The following is a 23,610-nucleotide window of genomic DNA, read 5'->3' on the forward strand; positions in this document are numbered from 1 at the left end:
CTTAGGTTGAGGGCTTGAACTTAATTACCAGCAGCGTCTGGTCGTCATACAAGTTACCGGGGCCGGTAAAATCCTGTAGGTCGTTTATGATGGCCCATTTAATATCTTCTGCTTCGAGGTGATATGTTTGCTTTAACATATATAATAACCGGTCTTCGCCATACTCATCGTTATTAGCGTTACGCGCCTCCACAATGCCGTCGGTGTATATCACCATCACATCCTCGGGGTTATAGTCATAATACATTTCCCGGACGTGGTTAGCGTAACTCTTGTCGCGGATAATGCCTAGCCCCAAACCATCGGTCTGAAAGTAGAAAACATCATCCATCATGGAGTTGTAGTATAGCGTATGGCAATGGCCGGCACGTGCAAACATAAAGCCCTTCATACGGTAATCGATTATATATAGCGCAGAAGTTATGAAAGAGGTTCGCTCCAGGCAGCGGCTCAGAGCGCTGTTAGCCTGCTTCATAAACTCGCTTGGGGCCATATCCTGCTGCATCAAGCCATGGAAAATCCCTTTCATCTGAGCCATATGGAAAGCCGCCGAAATACCTTTGCCCGAAACATCGCCGATAATAATGGCAATGCGCGACTCGCTTAGCTGCAGGAAATCATAAAAATCACCACCAACCTCTTTGGCTGCCACGGCATGCGTGCTTATCTCAAACCAGCTATCCGTAGGGAATGTTTTCGGGATGAGGCTTTCCTGTACTTGTGTGGCGATCTTTAGCTCTTCCTTATAACGCTCGTTCTGGAGCGATTCGTTTACAAGGCGCAGGTTTTCGATAGTTAATGTGGTTTGGCTGGTAAACGTGCGCAACACGTTCACTGTCTCTCGGTCAAAACCGCCCTCAATATCTTTAAGCAAGTATAAAACACCGGAAAGGTGCTTGGTTGTTTTTATGGGAAGTATGGCCATCGATTTCCAAGGCAGCATGAGCTCCCGAAAGCCGGGGTTGCGGTTCAGGTTATTGTTGATGTAATCGATGTTCAGGATGTTATAAGCCAGCAAAAGGTGACGTATACGTGAAATCTGGTCTTGGTTAATGTTAAGCAAGTGGGCTGCCTGGGGCTCGCCTCCAGCTCGAGTCAGCTCAAACCAAGCGGCGCTGGCATCGGCAGCCTTGATCGTACTCTCAAAGAGCATGTTATATACTTGCGTCTCGCTTTGGCCTTGCTGTATTGACTGGCTCAGGCGCTGGAAATTAAGCAGGTCCTCGCTTTTCTGCTCAAACACACCGGAAGTCGGTAAACTAAATAGCGATACCAGAAAGGCGGCTAGCGTGTACAAGGTCACAAAAAGCATGGCTATCAGCAGGAAGCCAACATCAGAATAATCAATGGCAAGCTCCGGGCTATCGGCTGTGTTCTTGAAAAACCTGAAGAAGATATAGCAGCTGAGAAGTATGGCACCCAGCAGCACCAGCGAGCGGCTCTTGTTGTTGAAGGTAAGATAGGCCACCCACTTCATGTTAGTGCACAGGAAAAGGATGTAAAAACCCATCAGTGCCAGCAGCGGCAGGAAAATGTAGCTGGTGTAGTTAAAGTTAAAGACGGTGAGCAGGAGCGTGGCTGCAAGCAATATCTCAAACCAATCCCAGGCAATCTGCAGGAACTTATTTTTGTGATAGAGCAGCAACTGCCGCCAGATGTAAAAAGCCTTTGCCAGGAAAAGCACCAGCAGACCAAAGTTGATCTGGTAAACCAGGTGCATCAGCAAGACAGATTCCTTGCCAATGTAATTGGTATACACCCGGTAGCCCAAGTAAAGCGCCACGCTTAAGTATGCCGCCACCCCAGCTTTGGAAAACAGGTTCCAGAGATAGCCAATAAAATCTATGCCTTTTAAGGTTTCGGTCTGGATGCGCTGAAACAGAAACACCGACACGATGAACACCACGATTAACAGGTTGGAAAAAAACGGGAACGCAAATTTAGGCACGCCGTTGCCGGACAGCAGGCTTTCAGCGTTGAGCAAGACATAAGCAAGCAACAACAGCCAACTGATGAGTCCAGAAATTGCCAATAAAGATTTTGCGTTGGTTTTGTATAGCATAAAACGGATATCCGTCTTTTATTAAGCAGCAATCGATTCGGATTCTCCCGGCTGATTCTATGGTGAAAGGTAAGAATTTTTTTGGCTCTATGCCTAAAGCGTTACACCTGTTTGAGAAAATCACCTTGCATAACGTAAAACGGTTAAAGTTGGTTAGCTTTTATTACTACCAGAACTTATGGGTTAACATAAAGGGCCGCCAGAACTATGTTATCCGGCGGCCCTTTATGTTGAAGTGATACAGGTTGTGCTTAGCGGCTATAGTTTGGTGCCTCACGCATAATCTGTACATCGTGCGGGTGGCTCTCGCGCAGGCCAGCGCCGCTGATCTTCACCATTTTGGCATTCCACAGGTCGCTGATGCTGGCAGTGCCGCAATAGCCCATACCAGCTTTAATGCCACCAACCATTTGGTATATTACTTCGCTTACGAAGCCTTTGTAAGGCACGCGGCCCACAATGCCTTCGGGCACTAGCTTCTTAGCGTCTTTCTCGTTGCCCTGGAAGTAACGGTCTTTTGAGCCTTCTTCCATGGCCTCTACAGAGCCCATGCCGCGGTACGTCTTAAACTTACGTCCTTCGTAGATGATGACCTCGCCTGGGGCTTCCTCTGTGCCTGCCAGCAAAGAACCGATCATGATGGTGCTTGCGCCCCCAGCCAATGCTTTTACCACATCACCGGAGAACTTCACGCCACCATCGGCAATAACCGGGACGCCGGTGCCCTCCAGGCCGCGCGCGGCTTCCATAACAGCAGAGAGTTGCGGCACGCCTATACCTGCAATAACGCGGGTGGTACAGATACTGCCCGGGCCAACACCCACTTTTACGGCATCGGCACCAGCATCGGCCAGCGCCTTTGCGCCTTCGGCAGTGGCAATGTTGCCGGCAATCAGGTCAATGTTCGGGAATTCGGTTTTGATGCGCCTAACAGCCTCCAGCACGCCTTTTGAGTGGCCGTGGGCAGTATCAACGCTGATAACATCTACGCCAGCATCTACCAGGGCCTTCACGCGGTCCAGCACGTCAGGGGTTACTCCAACGGCGGCGCCTACGCGCAAGCGGCCATATTCGTCTTTGCAGGCAAAAGGGCGGTCTTTCTTCTTTAGGATATCTTTGTAAGTAATTAAGCCGGCTAGTTTCCCGTGCTCATCTACTACAGGAAGTTTCTCAATTTTATACTCTTGCAGTATGTCTTCGGCCTTGGCCAGGTCAGTACCTTTGTTGGCGGTAATCAGGTTCTGGCGCGTCATGATATCAGAAACAGGCTGCGTCAGGTCTTTCTGGAAACGCAGGTCGCGGTTTGTGATAATGCCTGTTAGTCGGCCTTCGTCGTTCACAATCGGGATACCGCCTATCTTGTTCTCGGTCATTATCTGCACGGCGTCGCCTAGGGTGGCTTTTTCGTTCAGGGTGATCGGGTCCAGGATCATGCCGCTTTCAGAGCGCTTTACCTTGCGCACCTGTTCCGCTTGTTTCTTGATCGACATGTTTTTATGGATAATGCCGATACCGCCTTCCTGTGCCATCGCAATAGCCAAATCAGCTTCGGTTACGGTGTCCATGGCAGCCGAAATAAGCGGAATGTTTATGCGAATGTTGCGTGTAAGTTGTGAGGAAGTATCGGTTTGGTGAGGAAGCACCTCGGAGTAAGCCGGGAGGAGCAGCACGTCGTCGTAAGTCAGTGCCTCAAATAAAATCTTAGACTGATCGGAGAGCATGGCAAATAAATTAGGGGTTATTATTTGCCGCGTAAAGTTACAGAAATATAAATGGATAATTATGCAAACAGGCTGTTTATTTTTTTGAAGTTCAACGGGCTAGCCCCTTGAGAAACTATAAAATCCTAGCTTATACTTGCTGCTGAAGGCTGAGGCGCAAGTATAAGCTGGTTCCAAGCGCCAGCATCTTGCTTTCTGCGGATGGCTTAATATTGCGCCATGCTAGGGTCTACTTGCGTAGCCCAGGCATGTATGCCTCCTTTCAAGTTTAGCAGGTTCTCGTAGCCAAGCCGCTGGGTAAGGTAATTTATAGCTTGCGCACTCCGGAAACCATGGTGGCAGATAACCACTACCGGTATATCGCGCCGCACGCGCGCCGACTGCTTAGGCAGATCGCCCAGCGGAATAAGCTCACCGCCTAGGTTGCATATCTCAAACTCCTCTGGCTCGCGCACATCCACCAGTTGTATGCGGCTGCTATGCGAAAGCCTTGCCTTCAGTTCTTGTGCTGTAATCTCGTCCATGGTTTTGCGCTGTAATGCAGGTATAGTTTTAGCGGCTTAAACAAGCTTTGGTTACGTTGTGTTTTCAAAATTAAGCAAGCTTTTGTTTACAAGCGTATGTTTGGCGTGTAAATTGCAGCAATGGAAATATGGTCAAGTATAATTGAAGCAGTTAAGGGCATGAGCCTGATTGAGGTTACGGGAGTGCTGGCAGGCATTCTAGGCGTTTGGCTGGCGGCCAAGCCCAGCATCTGGACGTGGCCAGCAGGCATCGTAAGCGTTGCGATGTATGTGCTTGTGTTCTGGGATGCACGCTTGTATGCCGATATGGGGCTGAATGTGTTTTATTTCTTTACGAGCCTGTACGGGTGGTATATGTGGCTGTATGGCGGCCGTAACCATTCCGAACGAAAGATAGGGCACGTATCTAAAAAGGAGATCATGATCCTGTCCGGTGCAGGTATACTTTTCACGCTGGGGCTAGGCTACTTTCTGGACAATTATACGGATGCGGACCTATCTTATACCGATTCGGCTACAACGGCCGTTAGCCTGATAGGGTATTGGATGATGGCCAAGAAGCAACTTGAAAATTGGATTGTTTGGTTAGTAGTGGATGTTGTGTATGTAGGAGTTTACGCATACAAAGAACTATACCTTACCAGCTTTCTGTACGCTGTTTTCCTGTTGCTATGCATTCAGGGCTATGTTAACTGGAAAAAAGAGATGAAGCAGCCAGCGCCAAGTGTTATGGCATAATTATACTTTATCCTTTTGTAGTCTAAATCCAGTTACGGCTATAAAGCGTAAATGTAATTACCAACCATTGCTGCGACCCCGTTTGGACGTAGTTTGTTTAACCACTAACAAGGCAGCACCATGAAACAACGTAAACTGGAGTTACCCGATGAACTCAAGTTTGAGAATCGGATGAAGTGGGGGTATGAGTCTCCTGACGAAAGCCCCAAGTTTGTTTTCCTGAAGCAATTTGGAGAACCTAAGCCTAAAATAGTAGAAGTCTATAATTTTTACGATTACAGCTTTTCTGATAATTAAGCCTGAGAGGCTGCCCTACCGGCAGCCTCTCAGCCATTCTACGGCCTCCTCTTCGGCATCGCAGATTACCGCCCTGAAATTATCTTTAGAGCGCCTGCAAAAATCCTCCACAGAAAGCTTATCCTCAAAATCTTCCGATACCAAGTGTACAAAACAAGTTAGTCCGGCCTGAACGGCTGGAGGCAGGCATACACGCTCTATCCACTCGTTCGCGTCTAGAAAAGAGCCCTTAAAATAGCGTAAGTCGTTCAGTATTTTAGAGTATGGCGTTCGCTGCAGGTGCTCTACATACATTAATGCGCCTTTCTTAACTTGCTCTATCGTTACGGGGCCATACCAGCTGCCTCGGAGCCAGCGATTAGTAGTATCCAGCTCAAGCGTAAAAAAAACTTCATCTTGGTTGTTTCGCAATTCTTTCTTCATCGGTTGGTAGCGTTAAATAGGCTTTCGCGTAAGCGCGACTAACGAGCTTTAGCATCCAGAGAGGTTGATGCAGCGTGTTATTTCGGCGGCTATACTTATTGTATCGTTACTGAAGCCCTGTGGTTTTATAAGCAGTTATACAAAGTGTAAGCCAATTCTACAATTGCTATACTTATCTTTGGTTATTAGAACAGGCACAAGCAGCGCTTTAAGGAATGATAAAAATTGCAATAACTGGCCCGGAGTCGACAGGCAAGTCTACTGTGGCAGCTTATCTGGCAGCGCAATTCGGCACTGTTTGGGTGCCGGAGTATGCGCGCAGCTACATTGGTAACCTGGGCCGCGAGTATACTTTACAGGACATAGAGGCAATTGCACGCGGGCAACTGGAGCTGGAGCGTGAACTGGAGCCACAGGCAAATAAAGTTTTGTTTTCAGACACCGACTTACTTGTAATTAAGATATGGAGCGAGCATGCCTTTGGCCATTGCCCTGCCTGGATAGAACATGAATTACGGCAGCAAGACTACAACCTTTGCCTGTTAATGGGCGTTGATTTGCCCTGGGAGCCTGACCCGCAGCGCGAGCACCCGCATCTACGTCAGTTCTTCTATGACTGGTACAAACAAGAACTCCAAACCATGAAGGTGCCCTTTGTGGAGGTTAAGGGTTTGCAGCAGGAGCGGTTGGAGCAAGCCAGGCAGCATGTATCAGAATTCCTCCAAAACTATCAAGCAAAATAGCATAGCATGTTATACTTTCTAGAAAACGAAAACTACAAAATAGGTGTCGATACCTTAGGTGCCGAACTGCACCACTTTATTAAAAAAGACGAAAACCTGGAGCTGATCTGGCAGGCAGACCCAGAAGTATGGGCTGGGCATGCGCCAAACCTTTTTCCAATAGTGGGAGAATTGCCGGCGCAAAAGTACAATTTTGAGAATGAGACTTTTGAGATGAAACGCCATGGTTTTGCACGCCGCAAGGAGTTCAAACTGGTGGACCAAAAGGACGACAAACTTGTATTTGAGCTAACCGAAGATGAGGAGACGCTAAAACAGTATCCGTTTAAGTTTCGGTTCTTGATTGCCTATACCTTGGAATGGAACAAGCTTTCTATCACGTATCACGTTACAAATACTGATGCTCGGGCTCTGTATTTCTCGGTAGGTGGCCACCCGGGCTTTAATGTGCCATTTCATCCTGGCGAGGCGTACGAGGACTATTTCATCTCATTCGAGAAAGAAGAAAACTTGCACCGCCACTTGATCAATTCGGAAGGGTTGCAAACCGGCGAGACAGAGCAAATTCTGCAGAACGGCGATATGTTGGCGCTCGCCCCCGATTATTTTACAAAAGATGCCATCATACTTAAAAACCTGCAATCAGAGCGTGTAGTGCTGGGTAGCCATAAAAACCCACGCCGTATAGAGCTTGATTTTGAGGGGTTTCCATACTTGGGCATTTGGGCAAAGCCTGATAACCCGCGTTATGTATGCCTAGAGCCTTGGTGCGGCATTGCAGGCAGGGTAGGCGAGAGCGGTGAGTTGGCCGAAAAAGAGGGGATTAACAAATTGGCTCCCGGCCAAAACTTTGCTCGAACTTTCTCGATTACGGTGTTGTAGGTACGCTTCAAACTTATCTGCAACAAGAAGCCCCGGCATGTAGCTACATGCCGGGGCTTCTTGTTATGGCCCTTAGTTACACTCAATGCAGCGACGGCTCCGGAAACTTGGGTACGTTAATTTTTCTGAAATCATAACGCGGCTCAAAATCATTTATCGGCAGCGAAATGCCCGGTGGCAGATCCAGGTCTGGCAGGTCATCGCCGAGTGGTTCCCCACCGTCGTCATCATTGTCAGTGGATGGCGGGCGATTGAATCGGGTACGTGGGGAAAAGGCATAGTATGCCAATATAGATAAAAGTGCTACAGTGTATAATATGCTGATCATCATCGCGGTTCTCTGTTAATAATTCAACTTCTGCGGATCTCTCTGCAAGGCTAAAATCCTCACCCTCTGCAAGTAAGAACTAAGGTGCCTTAATATGTTTTAGAACGTACTTTTGGCTGAAGGGGTTATCCGCTGTACACAATTTTTAGCATGCTTTTAACAGGTTTATGTCGTGCTTTGGCGGAGTATAAATAATCCTTCTTTTGTTTGATAAACAAAGAAGACTACCTTTGCTGCTACTTAGGGGTGCCTTATAATAACGGGCTGAGATCATACCCATTGAACCTGATCCGGGTAATGCCGGCGAAGGGAACGGTACGGGAAACATTTTTGCAGGCTGCTAGCCCCTGGCATGTCTGTTTGTTTCACTATTTTATCTCTTTTACAAACATGAGTAAATTTTTGATGGCACTGGTGGCATTTATGGTGCCGTTGCAATTGTGGGCACAGTACACCCTGAATGGGCGCGTGCAGCAAGCCACTACAGGAGAAGGTTTAGCCGGAGCAACTGTTGTGCTAGAGCGCACAAGCACAGGAAGTACCACTGGTCCGGGCGGCACATTCTCCTTCCAGAACCTGCCAGCCGGCTCTTACACGCTAAAAGTTAGCTATGTAGGGTTTGAGGAGCAGCGCGTTAACGTAAATTTCCGCCAAGATACCAACCTGACAATCTCGCTGCGCCAAAAAGCACTGCAGGCAAGCGAGGTAGTGGTGCAGGCCACCCGCGCCGACGAAAGAACAGGAACAACCTTTACCAACGTAACCCGCGAGGAGTTGGAAGAACGCAACTTTGGCCAGGACCTGCCATACTTGCTGGAGCAAACACCATCAGTGGTGGTTAACTCTGATGCTGGTGCGGGTGTGGGCTATACCGGTATCCGCATCCGGGGTTCCGATATTACGCGCATTAACGTAACGGTAAACGGCATCCCGATAAACGACTCAGAGAGCCATGGCACATTCTTCGTGAACATGCCGGATTTTTCCTCCTCGGTACAGGATATTCAGGTGCAGCGCGGGGTAGGAACATCTACAAACGGTGCAGGAGCCTTCGGGGCAAGTATAAACATCCAGACGCAGCAGGTGCGCCGCGAGGCCTATGCCGAAACCGATAACAGCTACGGCTCTTTCGATACCTGGAAGAACAATGTGCGCTTCGGCACTGGCCTGATCAATGGCAAGTTTGCGTTTGATGGCCGCTTGTCGCGTATTAAATCAGACGGCTATATAGACCGTGCATCCTCTGACCTAAAATCCTTCTACTTTTCGGGTGGCTACTACGGCGATAAAACCTCTCTAAAGTTTGTCACTTTTTCGGGGCAGGAGAAGACCTATCAAGCATGGTACGGTACACCTGAAGCCCTAGTGTATGGCAACGCTCAGGATTTGCAGGATTATATCGATCGTAACTGGATTGAAGGCAGCGACAGAGATAACCTGCTAAGTGCAGGAAGAAAGTATAACTACTATACTTATGATAACGAAACGGATAACTATCAGCAGGACCATTACCAGCTGCATTTATCGCATGATTTAATGCCTGGCCTGAGCTTTTCGGGAGCCTTGCATTACACCTATGGCCGTGGCTACTACGAGCAATTCAGGGCAGATGATGACCTGGCAGACTACGGTTTGCCGAACGTAGAAATCGGTGGGGAAACGATTGAAACCTCAGACATTGTCCGTCGGCGCTGGCTCGATAACGACTTTTACGGTGCTACGTTTGCCCTGCAGTATAACCCGACCTCAAGGCTGAGTGCAACCTTAGGCGGTGCCTGGAACAGGTATGAAGGAGCGCATTTCGGCGAAGTTATCTGGGCGCGCTATGCATCAACCTCCAACCTCCGCGACAGGTATTACGACAACGATGCTGAGAAAACTGATTTTAACGTATTTGCCAAAGCAAGCTACAACCTGACCGATGCCCTGAGTGTTTTCGGAGACCTGCAGGTGCGTACCGTTGATTACCAGTTTCTTGGGTTTGATAACGATGGCGAGAACATCACCCAAAACGCTGACTTCACGTTCGTGAACCCAAAGGCTGGCTTAAGCTATACTTTAAACCCCGGGCACCAGTTGTATACTTCCTTTGCCGTGGGTAACCGCGAGCCAGTGCGCGACGACTTTACGGAATCAACACCTAGCAGCCGCCCCAAGCACGAAACATTATATAACGTAGAGGCCGGCTACCGCGGCGCGTTTGCTGCAGGTCAGCTTTTAGGCCAAAACCTTACGGCAAATGTGGAGGCTAACCTTTACTACATGAATTATAAAAACCAGTTAGTGGTAACTGGCCAGATAAACGATGTAGGCGCCTATACACGTACAAACATCGACAAGAGCTATAGACAAGGTTTAGAGCTAGCCGGTGCGTTGCAAATGGGTGCGCGTGCCAGCCTGCGTAGCAACATTGCCTACAGCCAGAATAAGGTCAAAAACTTCAGCGAGTTTATTGATGACTATGACAATGGCGGACAGTTGCGCAACGACTATACCGAAACGACCATTGCCTTTTCTCCGGACCTTGTTACCAGCACGCAACTAGAGGTAGAAGTGCTCAAAGGACTGCGTGCCGCTTTCATCTACAAATCTGTGAGTAAGCAGTACCTCGATAATACCGAGAACGAAGATCGAACAATACCTTCTTACGAAGTTGGCGACCTTCGTTTCCGCTACACGATCAGCATAAATAATGTGTTGAAGGAGCTTGAGCTTGGCCTGCTGGTGAGCAATGTATTTAACGAACGCTACGCGGCCAACGGCTATACGTATAGCTATGTGGCTGGCGGCACTGTAACCGAGAATTTCTATTACCCACAGGCAACGCGTAATTTCTTGGCTTCAGTGGGGCTAAAGTTCTAAAGCATTTGTCTTAAGTTTTATAGAAGAGCCCCGCCCAATCAGCGGGGCTCTTTTTTGTATCGGGGGTTCGTAAGCGCATAAAGGTTTATACTTTAAGAGATGCCTGAACCAATTGGTTTCCGGGTGAGTGTTGAAAGTATAAAATAGATTTTTGAAATAGCAGCAAGTATAAAATGATAATTCTAGCCGATGGCTCAACCAACTTAAGGGAAGCCGTGCATCTTAGCTAGCCAGTAATCCTGTAAAACCTGATTCAATCCTGATTAAAATTTTATATTTGTGTATTACCCTTTCTCAAAACCTTAAAACAAAACTATGGCCAACGAACTAACAGGAGCGCCGGATTATTTCAACATAGATGATCTACTCACCGAAGAGCACCTACTGATACGCCAAACCATGCGCGACTTTGTGAAGCGCGAAATATCGCCTTACATAGAGCAGTGGGCACAAGACGCACATTTTCCTTCGGAGATCGTGAAGAAGTTCGGTGATGTGGGTGCATTCGGCCCGACCATACCTACCGAGTACGGCGGCGGCGGCCTGGACTATATCAGCTACGGCATTATTATGCAGGAGATTGAGCGCGGCGACTCTGGCATGCGTTCCACGGCATCAGTGCAGGGCTCTTTGGTGATGTACCCGATCTACAAGTATGGCTCCGAGGAGCAGCGCAAAAAATACCTGCCTAAGCTGGCAAGCGGCGAGTGGCTGGGCTGCTTCGGCCTCACAGAACCAGATTTTGGCTCTAATCCCGGCGGCATGGTTACCAACATCAAAGACCAGGGCGACCATTACCTGCTAAACGGCTCTAAGCTGTGGATCTCAAACTCACCTGAGTGCCAGGTGGCCGTAGTATGGGCTAAAAACGAGGAAGGCCGCATACAGGGTGTAATTGTAGAGCGTGGCATGGAAGGTTTCTCAACGCCTGAGATCCATAACAAATGGAGCCTGCGCGCGAGCTGCACCGGCGAGTTGGTGTTCGATAATGTGAAAATCCCGAAGGAAAACATATTGCCAAACGTATCAGGCTTGCGCGGCCCGCTCGGCTGTCTCGACTCTGCGCGCTACGGCATCTCCTGGGGTGCCATTGGTGCCGCCATCGACTGTTACGAGTCGGCCAGAAAGTATAGCCTGGAGCGCATCCAGTTCGATAAGCCGATCGGGGCATTTCAGCTCACGCAGAAAAAACTGGCCGAAATGCTGACCGAGATTACCAAAGCGCAGCTGCTGACGTGGCGCTTAGGCACCCTGATGAACGAAGGCAAAGCCACGACGCAGCAGATATCGATGGCCAAGCGCAACAATGTGGACATGGCCCTGCACATCGCCCGCGAGGCGCGCCAGATACACGGCGGCATGGGCATTACCGGCGAGTACCCGATCATGCGCCACATGATGAACCTGGAATCCGTGATCACCTATGAAGGCACCCACGACATTCACCTGCTGATCACCGGGGCGGATATTACCGGTATTTCGGCATTTAAATAGTCGTTGATCGTTACTCGCTGCTCGGGTGGCGATATAGTATAAATCTGAAAGGCAGCTGCGGGAGTGGCTGCCTTTTTTTGAATCAGGATTTGCAGGATTAGTGGATGGACAGGATTGAAAGACTTTGTCGTGTGCTAAGCTCCTGCGAGTGTCTAGCGTCCTCTTTTACCTCTTGTGAAAATATTTTGATGCACGCTGTAATAATCTGCAACATACCTGCTCTAAAGTATAAAATTGGTTCCGGAGCCAGCCTTTCATCACTCTTAACAAACTCAAGTATGAAACTTAAATTTTGCAGCGAAAAGTTACTGCCATGTATGCGGCAAGGCAATGCTTTATCAGCTTATACTTATCCGGAACCAAAGCTAATGCCTGATGCCAGATAAGGAAAAGCTTTTTGAGCAGATAGTGCGGGAAAACCGTGAGAAGCTGTACCGTATCTGCCGCGCCTGTATGCCTGACCCCGATGATGCCAATGACCTGTACCAGGAGGTGCTGGTGAAAGTATGGCTGAACCTGCACACGTTTAGGGGCGGTGCAAAGCTTAGCACTTGGCTTTACCGCGTTGCCCTGAACACAGCCATACTTCATAAGAAAAAGCAGCGCAACCATACTTCTTTACTGCCGCAGCACATTTCAGAACTTTCTGATACTACTGAGAGTGGTCATAAGCAAGAGCAGGAGGCGCTGCTACAGCAACTGCACCATTGTATCAGCTGCCTCGAAAAGCAGGACAGGCTTATTATTTCGCTGGTGCTGGAAGAGGTAAGCTACAAAGAGATTGCCGAAGTGATGGGCCTTACGGTAAACCATGTGGGGGTAAAGATCAACCGCATCAAACAGAGGCTGGCAGTATTAATGGAGCAAACAGGTAAAACAGAAGTATCAACAGTAAAATAAAGCAAACTATGAATTTTGACGATATCCAAAAAAGCTGGCAAAAGCAGCATGTACCGGAGCTTATAACCAAGGAAAGCAGTAAAACTATGGCGTCTCAGTTGCAGGAAAGAGTAAACGCATTGCAGCGCAAGATCATCTTAACTAATGTGATGATGATAGTCGTACTTTTACTGACTTCAGCGGTTTTTGTGTTCATTTTCAGGGAAGGGGTTGCACCCAAGACAATGTGGTTTGATATAGGTTTGGGAGTAATGTTTGGCGCCATTCTGCTTTCTGCCCTGGCACAATGGCTTAAGTCTTTGCCGTGGGGCCATATGAAGGCAGTCTGCAGCAGCAGCATGTACATTAGCCATACTTTAAAAAGCTTGCGTTTCCGAAATACCTCCATCCGGTTGATCACACCACTACAAATGGTGACTACTACCATCGGGTTAAATCTGATTTACCTGGATGTGTTCTGGGACGAAACTTGGAAACTACGCTTTGTGATGCATGTGGCTCTTATTGCGGTGATGATCTTAGTAGGAGGTCTATCTTTATACTACAGCAGTTTACACTACCAGAAACTTTTTGAGCCAGTAATTAAAGATCTAGAAGAGCTGCAAAATAAACTGGAAACGATATAGAATTGCTAACGTTATTAGATTCTTGTCCGGAAATTATAAAATAATTAGCAAAATTCCGTAACTTGGGCAATATAAATGGAGCGAAAGCATAGCCAAAACTGTTACCTTTAGGAGCAGCGAAAGCTCATTTTTGAAGAAGATTTATACTTATGAGAGAAGATTATCTCACCGGCGATAACGATTACATGACGCCGGCCGAAAAGGACATAGACAAGGCCCTCCGCCCACTTAGTTTCGGCGACTTTACAGGGCAGGAGAAGGTTGTGGAGAACCTGAAAATATTTGTACAGGCAGCCAAACGCCGTGGCGAGGCACTAGACCACGTGCTGCTGCACGGGCCTCCGGGCTTAGGTAAAACTACACTCTCGCATATTATTGCCTCTGAGCTGGATGCAGGTATAAAAATGACCTCTGGCCCCGTACTGGATAAACCCAGCGACCTGGCAGGCTTGCTCACTAACCTGGAAGCCAACGATGTGCTATTTATCGATGAGATCCACCGCCTGAACCCGATTGTGGAGGAGTATTTATACTCGGCGATGGAAGATTATAAAATCGATATCATGCTGGATTCTGGCCCTAATGCACGTTCTGTACAGATCAGCCTGAACCCGTTTACATTGATAGGCGCTACTACCCGCTCGGGCTTGCTTACAGCACCGCTGCGCGCCCGTTTCAGCATCAACTCGCGCCTGGAGTATTATGATGCCGAACTGCTGCGCTCCATCGTGAAGCGTTCGTCTACCTTGCTAGGTGCGCCTATACACGAGGATGCCGCTTTTGAGATTGCCCGCCGCAGCCGCGGTACGCCACGTATTGCCAACAACCTGCTGCGCCGCACCCGCGATTTTGCCCAGGTGAAAGGCGACGGCACCATCACCGTAGACATCGCAAAGTTTGCCCTTAACGCGCTGGACGTGGACCACAATGGCCTTGACGACATGGATAACCGCATCCTGCTTACCATCATCGACAAGTTTAAGGGCGGTCCTGTAGGCCTTACAACTATTGCCACTGCCTGCGGCGAGGAGTCAGAAACGATTGAGGAAGTATACGAACCGTTCTTAATTCAGGAGGGCTACATTAAACGTACAGCACGTGGCCGCGAAGCCACTGAGTTAGCTTATCGCCATATGGGTAAAATACCGCCGCAAGAGATTGCCTCCGGCGGGCTTTTTAACCAATCCGAATAAATTAAGCTGTTTGTGATAAAGTATAAAGAGCAGGCCATCAGGTCTGCTTTTTTGTTTTTCAGATTAAAGCGAGCAACACTTAAAGCTAAGCAAAAGTAGCCGCTCAGGTTATACTATAAGTATAAAACGCCCTTAAAACCTGCCGTTGGATTTATTTTGCCTTACTTTTGTTGAGACTGAAGTATAAACAGGGGCACAAAGCATAAATTGAGCAAAGAGAAATATACATACCTGATCAAACAGAAGGCGCAGGAACTGGGCTTTATGTACTGCGGCATTTCCAAAGCGGATTTTCTGGAGGAGGAGGCGCCCCGGCTGGAGCGCTGGCTTAACCAGAACATGCACGGGGAGATGCACTACATGGAAAACCACTTCGATAAGCGCCTGGACCCGCGGTTGCTAGTCGACGGTGCCAAGTCGGTGGTATCGCTGCTGCTCAACTACTTCCCCGAAAAAGAGAATCAGCAGCAAGAAGAGGATACTTACAAAATCTCGAAGTATGCGTACGGCACCGATTACCACTTCGTGATCAAAGACAAGCTGAAAACGCTGTTGGCTTACATTAATGAAGAAATAGGCGAGGTGGGTGGCCGTTGCTTTGTAGACTCGGCGCCGGTAATGGATAAGGCTTGGGCTAAAAAAAGCGGACTGGGTTGGATGGGCAAAAACTCAAACCTGATCACGCCGCAGGTGGGCAGCTTCTATTTCATCGCGGAGCTGATCATAGACCTGGACCTGGAGTATGATGGCCCGATAAAAGACTACTGCGGCTCCTGCACACGCTGCCTCGATGCCTGCCCGACAGGCGCCATTACAGAGCCTTACGTAGTAGACGGTAGTAAGTGCATTTCATACTTTACTATTGAACTGAAGGATCAACTGCCCAGCGAAATGAATGGCAAGTTCGGTAACTGGGTATTCGGCTGCGATATATGTCAGGATGTGTGCCCCTGGAACCGCTTCAGTAAACCGCACAATGAGCCAGCCTTTATGCCGCACCCGCAGCTAAAGGAGCTTAACACCCGCGATTGGCAGGAGCTCACGCATGAAGTCTTCTCACAGCTGTTTAAAAAATCAGCAGTGAAACGCACCGGCTTCAAGGGCCTGATGCGTAACATTCACTTTATCCAGGAAAACACAGATAACGATTAAGCGATAACGCTTGCGGATTTTCTGAACACACGGTTCAGGATGATCAGATACATGCCTGAAAATTGCTCATAGCACCATTTTTTTAGTTGCTGTATCTCTTCTTGCACTAAAAACCTGAAGGCTTTTCTCAGTTCTTTTTCAAACAGCATCTTGTCGAAGCTAACTTTCAACAGAATGGTTTTAACGTATTCCAGCATTTTGGTAAACAGAAATTGTTGTTTGCTATGTGATACGGGTGGTTAAAGATAAAGATGAGGCTTAAGCGTTATAATTATGTTTTTTATTAGTAAAAGACATTGAAATATGTGTAAGGGCATAAAAAAAGAGCCATTACTCGATGGCTCTTTTTTTATGGGGAAAATTAGGGGAATAATTACTTCTTGATAAACAATCCAGCAATGCTATTAACGGTAGCCATATCCAATGGCTCATCGAAAGACTCGGATACCCCGGCAGCCGAAATGCCTGAAATCTGTGGCACATTTATACCTGCCTGTGTAGTCTGGGCTTCTCCATCGTAAACAGCCTGCGTTTGAGAAGGCATGCCTGCACCGCGCTCATCATTTGTAATCCAGCCTTTTAGGCCACGTATTCTGCGTACTACAGCTGCATGGCGGGCCTCAACAGAGTGTATCTGTAATGCTGCCGTCAATACATCAGAGTTACTTACTAAGTTGGTAGCCTGCCCTTTGTAAGCACGCACACCCGTATCTTCAAAAGCCTGAGACAGGGCCAGGAAAGTCTGTAAGTTTGTGTTCCAATCACTGAAAGTATTATTAGCCGAGAAGTCAAATGTCGGCTCTGAAACCGGCGTCCCTCCTGCACCAGATATAGCGGCCTTTAAGAAGTTAACGTGGGCTAACTCATTATTGCGCACTTCAGTGAAGAAGTCTCGGTTGGCGCCCAGGTTCAAACCAGATGATTTTAACGCTTGATCATAGAAGTTATACTCCAAATATTCTAGCGTTAAAGCATAGTTTAAAACATCAAGCACACTGTTAGTAGATTGTCCGTAAGCTTTCTTAAACATGCTGCCCATGGCAAGCGGCACAGCAGCCAAAGCTACTTTTTTACCCATGCTTCCAAAGCTGCTCATAGCTTTGCGGCGAGAAGACAGGCGGTCATACACCTCAGCGTCTGTTTTCTCTATATCTTGTAATATCTTAAATATATTCATGTCTGTTGTCCTCCTGCTTATTTTGGTAAGTTGCTAAAGTTGATTTTGGTGGAAATGAACGGAGCGGCTGCCGAAAGCACATCAGCTGGCATTAGGGCACGGTCTAGGCCGTTGCTGTCGATAAACTCTTCACCGAAACGGTTTCCTCCAGAAATCATATCATCAATTGCAGCCGCGTGGCGAGCCTCCACAGATACAATTTTACCAGCTAGCACCAGGTAATCAAGGCCGACACCAGTATCGGTAAACAACTTGCCGGCACCGTTATAAGCTGCAACGCCAAGATTCTCAAAAGTTCTGGCAGTTTGCAGCACGCTGTTTTTATCATTAAAATTAATGCTGCTAAAATTCACCTCCAGTGCCGGAATGGCTTTTTGGCCTAAAGCAGCCTTAAAAAACTCACGGTGCGCAACCTCATGGTTTTTAAGGTCCATCATTACCTGCATTTCAGCAGTAGTAAGCGCACTGCCCGACTGTGCTACCACAGCAGTATAGAATGCAGCCTCTAACTGCTCTAGGGCATACGCATAATTTAATATACCAGAATCGCCAGATCCTAAGTCAACACCACTTGTAGGAGGAGTCATGTCATCATCATCGTCATCGCAAGAGGTAGTTAGAAGTATAGTGGCTGCAGCGGCTGAGGCAGAAGCATAGCGGAAGAAGGTGCGGCGCTGCATTGGGCTCTGCAGGTGCTTACTTAAGCCCTCCCCATTCTCAACAGGTTTAGATTGTTTAGTCATAATTTACTTAGTTTATGTTGATAGATTGCTGACTTTGCTGAAATAGGGGATATGTGCGATATCTTGTGGAAACCCGCATCACCTATTTGCAAAGTTGTATTACCTACGAGGCATAATTTTTATCGGATTTGCACATTCCAATAAATAATCTGGAAAGGCAGTGGCAATTGGTTAAATAGCTGACCGGCTATATGTACCTTAATGCTTTGTGAATAGCTTAATATTGCCTGTAAAGCGATATTTTTGAAGAGGGAAAAAAGAAATTTATAGGTGATAGAATTTTTTTAGTTGGACATTTATTTATGGAGCAAAACAGCTATGCTGCCATAAAATTGTATTATCTTAATATGGAAACTAAGTGGTTATGTGAGTTGCTACAAAATGCAAAACAAAGCGCATGCGCATCGGGCAGTGACTGTTAAATTTGCATTGTTTGAATTCTGTTAGCATCTTACTGCCATGCGACTCCTTACCCTATCTTTTATACTTTGTTTTGCACTGCTGGTGCCTGCCTTAGCGCAACAGGTAAGCATTGAGCTAGGGAAGAGTCCCATTCCGCTTAACCAGTACTATACCATATCCATTCGCTTGCAAAACCAGCAGCTAAAGGAGTATAGCCCGTTTCCGGAGATGGAGGGCTTTAAGAAGAGCAACAAGTATTCGTCTACCAAGACTATAATAACAGGAGGCGTTACTACAACCATACTTACCATTACCCAAAATTACGCCGCCCTGGAAGAAGGGAAGTATGCCCTGAAACCGTTCACGATGAAGGTGAACGGGCAAACGGTGCAATCTAAAGGTATCGAGATAGAAGTAACCCCACTGCAGACAAATGGACCGCCTGCCTCCAACGTGCCACCTGATTTGATAACTCCTGACGATAGCCCGGAACCACTGGAGCAGGAAGATGAACCGGAGTTTATAGATAGGGAGGACAATGCGTTTCTCTCGCTGTACACAAGCAAAAAGGAAGTGTTTGTGGGCGAGGGCGTAAATGTGGCCTTATACTTTTACCTGGCGGAGGGCGACCAGCGCCTGCTCGATTTCTATGACTTCGTGAACCAGATAAACAGCATCCTGCGCCAGCTGAAGCAACCCAACGCCTGGGAAGAGACCTTCGACTTTTCGGAGATTACGCCTGAGAATGTTACGGTGCAAGGCGAGCGATACTTACGCTTTAAGCTTTACGAGGCCGTGCTCTACCCACTTAACAGGGAGCCGCTTCGCTTCCCGCAACTGCAGCTTAAAATGATTAAGTACAAAGTAGCTAAAAACCCAACGCTTTTAACCGAAGACAGGCAGGAAGGCTACAAAACGTTTTACTCACGGCCACGCGAAGTAGCTATTAAAGAACTTCCGCCGCACCCCCTACGCGATGTTGTACCCGTGGGCAACTACCGCTTAAGGGAGCGGCTGTCGCAGCGAAGTGTGCAGGTAAACAAGAGCTTCACGTACATGTTTCAGGTGGAGGGCGAAGGTAATTTATCTGCCATTATGCCGCCAACGCCGGTGGTTCCGCCAGGGTTGGAGTTTTATCCGCCCGATGTGCAACAGGATATAACAAAGCGGTCCGGCAGGCTGTTGGGTTCCAAACGGTTTTCCTACACCGTGCTGCCGCGCGAGCCCGGCAAGTATGACATGGGCAACACTATGGGGTGGGTATACTTTAACCCAACCACCGCCGCCTATGACACGCTGCGCCCAAGCCTGCAGGTGCAGATAACCGGCGCCCGCGATAACGATGCGCTAGTGCTGTCGAGAGATTTAGGTTCTTTTTATAACATCATCGAAAACGAAGACAATACGCTGGTGGACCTGCACCTGTTTGAGGAAATCAGGCGTTACACAAATATTATCTTGCTGGTGCTACTGGCGGTAACCGCATTCGTTTTTATAAAGAAATAACTATGAGTAATTCGTACGGAAAGCTTTTCCGGATAACAACTTTCGGCGAGTCGCATGGGCCGGCTGTGGGCGTAACCATTGATGGCTGCCCTGCAGGCCTGGAAATATCTGCCGAAGAAATACAGCACGCCCTGGACCGCCGCCGCCCGGGCCAGTCGGATATAACCACGCCGCGCAAGGAAGAAGATAAGGTAACCATACTTTCAGGCATCTTTGAGGGAAGAACCACGGGCACGCCCATCGCGCTGGTGGTAAACAACAAAGACCAGCACAGCCACGACTACAGCCACGTGGAACATGCCTTTCGGCCATCACACGCTGATTATACTTACACCGCCAAATATGGCACCCGCGATTACCGTGGCGGTGGCCGCAGCTCTGCCCGCGAAACCGTGGCGCGCGTGGCTGCCGGCGCCTTGGCTGCCAAACTGCTGCATCACCACGGCATTACAGTGCAGGCCTATGTGTCGCAGGTTGGAACCGTTAAACTGCGCAAGCCATACTATGAGTTAGACCTTAGCCAGATAGATACTAACAAGGTGCGTTGCCCGGATGGCAAAACAGCCGCCCGCATGATTGGCGTGGTAGAGGAGGCCCGCGACAGCTTGGATACTATTGGCGGTGTGGTTAGCTGTGTGGTAAAAGGCGTGCCGGCAGGCCTGGGCGAGCCGGTGTTTGATAAGCTGCATGCAGAACTGGGCAAAGCCATGCTAAGTATAAATGCTGTGAAAGGCTTTGAGTACGGCAGTGGCTTTGAAGGCGTAAAAATGCGCGGCTCACAGCACAACGACCAGTTCTATACGGACGAGGAGGGCAATGTGCGCACTAAGACGAATAATTCAGGAGGCATACAAGGCGGCATCAGCAACGGCCAGGACATTTACTTTAATGTAGCCTTTAAGCCGGTGGCAACCATTTTGCAGCCGCAAACCACCATAAACGATGCCGGCGAAGAGATTACACTGCAAGGCAAGGGCCGCCACGACCCATGTGTGCTGCCTCGCGCCGTCCCGATCGTAGATGCGATGGCTGCGCTGGTTATCGCAGATTTCCTGTTGCGCCAGAAAGCCAACAAACTGTAGGACTAACCTCGGATCAACATTGATTATCAAAAGCCTCTGTAAGTATACTTGCAGAGGCTTTAAAATATCCTGATGCCGTTTGTGATCATGTAGCGGCTTCGCAGTTGTTTGAGTTGCAGGTCTATGGCATGTTTAGCGTTCCCCTCCGCATCCATGGGCGGGCCGTGCAGCACAGATTTGTATTGTAAAGGCCCCATATCAATCTCCAGTTTCTTCTCCTCAACAAGCTTCACCTTGGCGATGGCCATTTTTAGCTCGCGTTCGGTAGCCCAGGGCATCACATTAACGGTAGGTAGTTCGGTGGCATTTTCCTGCAGCTGAATAACCACTGAGTAACTCTGGCTGGCATAGCTCTCGGGTATAATAATGTACTGTTTCTGATAGCCCAAGGCTGCAATCACGATGCTATCTCCGGGAAGTACAGGCAGCGAGAAAAATCCGTTTTTGTTGCTGTATGTTCCTCGGGTAGTCAAGGGTACAAATACGCTTACCGCCGCCAACCCATCGAGGCTGTCGCCTTTAGTCACCAACCCAGAAAGCTGAACTACCTGTTTCTGGGCATGCACCGCTTCGGGAGCCATCACGAAGTATAGAATAAGTAAAACGGGCAAGGCATGCCAGAGTGTTTGCGGGTATGTTTTCATAGCTGTAGGTAACGTGTAGGCAGGGTAAAGCAGAACAGCAAATAACCATTTTGCTATATACTAAACGGAATGTATAGTAAGTTATTGCTACAGCGTTACGGCAGGCAGATAGTTCCAGGCTTCTAACTCGTCTGGTGATTCAATATGCTTGCAGCTTCCATCGTGCAAAAGTATAATGCGGTCGCTCACTTCAAGTATAGCATGGTAATTATGATCCGTAAGAATGATTCCCTTATGACAGCGAGCCTCTTGCAATAACACTTTTATCTCTTCTACAAAAAGCGGCTCTATGCCCACATAATAAATCCACTTACCTTATGTTGGTCTGATATCATTCCTAGCAAGCCTGCAGCCATAGCAATAGGCATGCATAAGCGCGATTGATAAACATAGAAGTGCAGGAAAAGCTTGAGCATAGTAAAAAGGTACTGCCTTTGCCTCATAAATAAAAGCGCCGCTGCAATCAATTTGCAGCGGCGCTTCCGTTTTGGTTTATACTTGTTGCTATACCAGTTTCAGGTGCACCACCAGGTACCAGATCAGGAACAGGGCTGGCAATAGGAACGGGATAGAGTAACGTACGATGTAGGCAAAGAAAGACGGCATTTTTATACCTGCGCTTTCCGCGATGGCTTTCACCATAAAGTTTGGTCCGTTACCGATGTAGGTAAACGCGCCGAAAAGTACGGCAGCCAACGAGATCGCTTCCAGTAATACCAGCGTGCCTGGGTCGGCGCCTGTGCCAGTGGCAAACTGTTTTACCTCTACCACACTGTTCTGGGCCATATCATACTTGGCCATGGCCAGCGACAGGAAGTTGGCATACGTAGGGGCATTATCCAGGAAGCCCGAAAGCGAACCGGTTGCCCAGTACAGGAAGTTTGGCGTGATATAAGCCGAAAACTCTGGCGACGAGGCGATAGCAGCAGAAAGCTGAAGGGCTGGCATCATAGTAAAGAAGATACCGAAGAACAGGAACACAACCTCCAAAATAGGGTGGAAGTTAAACTGGTTACCCGCAAGGGCTGTCTTGCTAGAGAAACGGTAGCAGGCAAAGGCTGCGCCCAGCTGTATGATCTCGCGCAGGAAAGAGAACTTGTTGCCATCATAAGCGATGTGTGGCAAACCGTCGATTACGTTCGGATCTAGGAAGATGGCTCCGATAATGATAGCCAGCCAGAACAGGTTGCGCTTGCCACTAACGTAAAACTCTGTTTTCTCCTCGTTTTTAGCTACAACCTCGGGGCGCGGCGTAAACTCGGTTTCTTTGTTACGTCTGTCAATGAAAAAGAAGATAAGGCAAAGAATGATAATAACGAGAATCCATGGCAGGAAAAGGTGTTGCAGCGTCCAGAAGAACGGCACGCCTTTCAGGAAGCCAATGAACAGCGGCGGATCTCCAAGCGGTGTCAGTAAACCACCCGCGTTACTCACAATAAAGATGAAGAAAACGATTTGGTATGGCTTGATACGGTGCACATTAAGGCGGATGAACGGGCGGATAAGCAGCAACGAGGCACCTGTGGTACCCACAAAGTTTGCCAAAACAGCTCCTACGGCCATTAGTGCAACATTCATACCTGGAGTGGCATTCGCGTTTATGTTAATATAAATACCGCCCGCAGAGATATAAAGCGAGCTTAGCAGAATGGCAAAAGAGGCATATTCGAAGAACGTATGGACCGGCATATGATAATCGCCGAGGGCGAACAGGTAATAGGCCAGTACGGTAAGGCCGAGCGTTACAGCTAGGGTTTTATAATTATGTTCCCAGAAGTGTCCAAAGAAAATGGGGCCTGCAGCGATCATTCCTATCAGAAGCAGGAAGGGAACAATCAGAAACATAGGCACGGCGTGCTGGGCCTGGGCCAACAGAATGAAGTTGTTTAGCATGGTTTAAATGAGTGCTGTGTTAGTCAGGTCTAGATTTTTGCTTGCAGCACAAAGATACAGTTTCTGGGCTAAATAGCTAACGAACGCTAGGCTTTGGCAGGCATTTAGCGTTGCTACACAGAGCCTAACTAGGCGCCCAGATGCACTTGTCAGAAATATTGACTAATTTTGGAAACTTTAAGATATAGCCACTGGTTTTAAACTTAAACAGCGAAATC

The 23,610-nt window shown here is 48.2% G+C and carries 22 protein-coding genes and 1 riboswitch; of the genes, 12 read left to right on the forward strand and 10 right to left on the reverse strand.

Translation table 11 applies throughout. The annotated features are described in order from the left end of the window. Position 1 precedes the first annotated feature (1 nt). The 3 genes from D1627_RS13495 to D1627_RS13510 form a co-directional block, all read right to left on the reverse strand. On the reverse strand, positions 2–2,062 hold the full coding sequence (locus D1627_RS13495; RefSeq protein WP_119432780.1) for a GAF domain-containing SpoIIE family protein phosphatase: 2,061 nt from the start codon (positions 2,060–2,062) through the stop codon (positions 2–4). Between the two features lie 251 nt (positions 2,063–2,313). Next, entirely contained in the window at positions 2,314–3,783 is a 1,470-nt protein-coding gene (gene guaB / locus D1627_RS13505) for an IMP dehydrogenase (RefSeq protein WP_119432782.1), read from the reverse strand. A gap of 206 nt (positions 3,784–3,989) precedes the next feature. Beyond that, the gene (locus D1627_RS13510; RefSeq protein ID WP_119432783.1) at positions 3,990–4,307 is read right to left on the reverse strand and encodes a rhodanese-like domain-containing protein; all 318 of its coding nucleotides are present in this window, start codon (positions 4,305–4,307) and stop codon (positions 3,990–3,992) included. 120 nt (positions 4,308–4,427) lie between these two features. On the opposite strand from D1627_RS13510, the gene pnuC reads away from it, so the two are divergent. Next, entirely contained in the window at positions 4,428–5,045 is a 618-nt protein-coding gene (pnuC, locus tag D1627_RS13515; RefSeq protein WP_119432784.1) for a nicotinamide riboside transporter PnuC, read from the forward strand. A 120-nt stretch (positions 5,046–5,165) separates the two neighbouring features. Then, a complete protein-coding gene (locus D1627_RS18370) occupies positions 5,166–5,342 on the forward strand; it encodes a hypothetical protein (protein WP_158607187.1) in 177 nt (58 codons plus the stop codon). A gap of 15 nt (positions 5,343–5,357) precedes the next feature. Here D1627_RS18370 and D1627_RS13520 read toward each other — a convergent pair whose 3' ends face one another. Then, a complete protein-coding gene (locus D1627_RS13520) occupies positions 5,358–5,765 on the reverse strand; it encodes a hypothetical protein (RefSeq protein ID WP_119432785.1) in 408 nt (135 codons plus the stop codon). Between the two features lie 215 nt (positions 5,766–5,980). Here D1627_RS13520 and D1627_RS13525 point away from each other — a divergent pair, with 215 nt between their 5' ends. Together D1627_RS13525 and D1627_RS13530 are read left to right on the forward strand one after the other, a co-directional pair. After that, complete coding sequence (locus D1627_RS13525; protein WP_119432786.1) at positions 5,981–6,508, forward strand: AAA family ATPase; 528 nt, start codon at positions 5,981–5,983, stop codon at positions 6,506–6,508. Between the two features lie 6 nt (positions 6,509–6,514). Continuing rightward, entirely contained in the window at positions 6,515–7,390 is an 876-nt protein-coding gene (locus D1627_RS13530; protein ID WP_119432787.1) for an aldose 1-epimerase family protein, read from the forward strand. Between the two features lie 82 nt (positions 7,391–7,472). On the opposite strand, the gene D1627_RS13535 is transcribed toward D1627_RS13530, so the two are convergent. Then, on the reverse strand, positions 7,473–7,721 hold the full coding sequence (locus tag D1627_RS13535) for a hypothetical protein (protein ID WP_119432788.1): 249 nt from the start codon (positions 7,719–7,721) through the stop codon (positions 7,473–7,475). Between the two features lie 229 nt (positions 7,722–7,950). Next, positions 7,951–8,048, forward strand: a riboswitch (TPP riboswitch). 60 nt (positions 8,049–8,108) lie between these two features. On the opposite strand from D1627_RS13535, the gene D1627_RS13540 reads away from it, so the two are divergent. The 6 genes from D1627_RS13540 to queG all read left to right on the forward strand — a co-directional run bounded on the left by D1627_RS13540 (position 8,109) and on the right by queG (position 15,945). Beyond that, positions 8,109–10,580, forward strand: coding sequence for a TonB-dependent receptor (locus D1627_RS13540; RefSeq protein ID WP_119432789.1), 2,472 nt, complete (start codon positions 8,109–8,111; stop codon positions 10,578–10,580). A gap of 315 nt (positions 10,581–10,895) precedes the next feature. Continuing rightward, positions 10,896–12,074 carry an acyl-CoA dehydrogenase family protein gene (locus D1627_RS13545; protein ID WP_119432790.1) on the forward strand — a complete coding sequence of 393 codons (1,179 nt, stop codon included), beginning with the start codon at positions 10,896–10,898 and terminating at the stop codon, positions 12,072–12,074. 375 nt (positions 12,075–12,449) lie between these two features. Then, complete coding sequence (locus D1627_RS13550) at positions 12,450–12,974, forward strand: RNA polymerase sigma factor (protein ID WP_119432791.1); 525 nt, start codon at positions 12,450–12,452, stop codon at positions 12,972–12,974. Positions 12,975–12,982: 8 nt separating this feature from the next. Then, a complete protein-coding gene (locus D1627_RS13555) occupies positions 12,983–13,600 on the forward strand; it encodes a hypothetical protein (protein ID WP_119432792.1) in 618 nt (205 codons plus the stop codon). 149 nt (positions 13,601–13,749) lie between these two features. Beyond that, entirely contained in the window at positions 13,750–14,793 is a 1,044-nt protein-coding gene (gene ruvB, locus D1627_RS13560; protein ID WP_119432793.1) for a Holliday junction branch migration DNA helicase RuvB, read from the forward strand. A 207-nt stretch (positions 14,794–15,000) separates the two neighbouring features. After that, positions 15,001–15,945 carry a tRNA epoxyqueuosine(34) reductase QueG gene (queG, locus tag D1627_RS13565; RefSeq protein ID WP_119432794.1) on the forward strand — a complete coding sequence of 315 codons (945 nt, stop codon included), beginning with the start codon at positions 15,001–15,003 and terminating at the stop codon, positions 15,943–15,945. Here queG and D1627_RS13570 read toward each other — a convergent pair. The 3 genes from D1627_RS13570 to D1627_RS13580 form a co-directional block, all read right to left on the reverse strand. Continuing rightward, positions 15,942–16,142 carry a hypothetical protein gene (locus tag D1627_RS13570; RefSeq protein ID WP_119432795.1) on the reverse strand — a complete coding sequence of 67 codons (201 nt, stop codon included), beginning with the start codon at positions 16,140–16,142 and terminating at the stop codon, positions 15,942–15,944. The genes queG and D1627_RS13570 overlap by 4 nt on opposite strands. A 176-nt stretch (positions 16,143–16,318) precedes the next feature. Next, positions 16,319–17,122 carry a ferritin-like domain-containing protein gene (locus D1627_RS13575; RefSeq protein WP_119432796.1) on the reverse strand — a complete coding sequence of 268 codons (804 nt, stop codon included), beginning with the start codon at positions 17,120–17,122 and terminating at the stop codon, positions 16,319–16,321. Positions 17,123–17,139: 17 nt separating this feature from the next. Beyond that, entirely contained in the window at positions 17,140–17,865 is a 726-nt protein-coding gene (locus tag D1627_RS13580; RefSeq protein WP_317125220.1) for a ferritin-like domain-containing protein, read from the reverse strand. Positions 17,866–18,324: 459 nt separating this feature from the next. Between D1627_RS13580 and D1627_RS13585 the strand changes: the two genes are divergently transcribed. Continuing rightward, positions 18,325–19,773, forward strand: a complete 1,449-nt coding sequence (locus D1627_RS13585) for a BatD family protein (protein WP_119432797.1) — start codon at positions 18,325–18,327, stop codon at positions 19,771–19,773. 2 nt (positions 19,774–19,775) lie between these two features. Next, on the forward strand, positions 19,776–20,855 hold the full coding sequence (gene aroC, locus D1627_RS13590; protein ID WP_119432798.1) for a chorismate synthase: 1,080 nt from the start codon (positions 19,776–19,778) through the stop codon (positions 20,853–20,855). Positions 20,856–20,914: 59 nt separating this feature from the next. Here the strand turns inward: aroC and D1627_RS13595 are convergent, their stop codons facing one another. Both D1627_RS13595 and D1627_RS13605 read right to left on the reverse strand, forming a co-directional pair. Further along, on the reverse strand, positions 20,915–21,499 hold the full coding sequence (locus tag D1627_RS13595) for a carboxypeptidase-like regulatory domain-containing protein (RefSeq protein WP_119432799.1): 585 nt from the start codon (positions 21,497–21,499) through the stop codon (positions 20,915–20,917). A 504-nt stretch (positions 21,500–22,003) separates the two neighbouring features. After that, a complete protein-coding gene (locus tag D1627_RS13605) occupies positions 22,004–23,392 on the reverse strand; it encodes a sodium:proton antiporter (protein WP_119432801.1) in 1,389 nt (462 codons plus the stop codon). Positions 23,393–23,610 lie beyond the last annotated feature (218 nt).

Source organism: Pontibacter oryzae (genome assembly GCF_003576375.1).
In the GTDB taxonomy this organism is placed as follows: Bacteria; Bacteroidota; Bacteroidia; order Cytophagales; family Hymenobacteraceae; genus Pontibacter; species Pontibacter oryzae.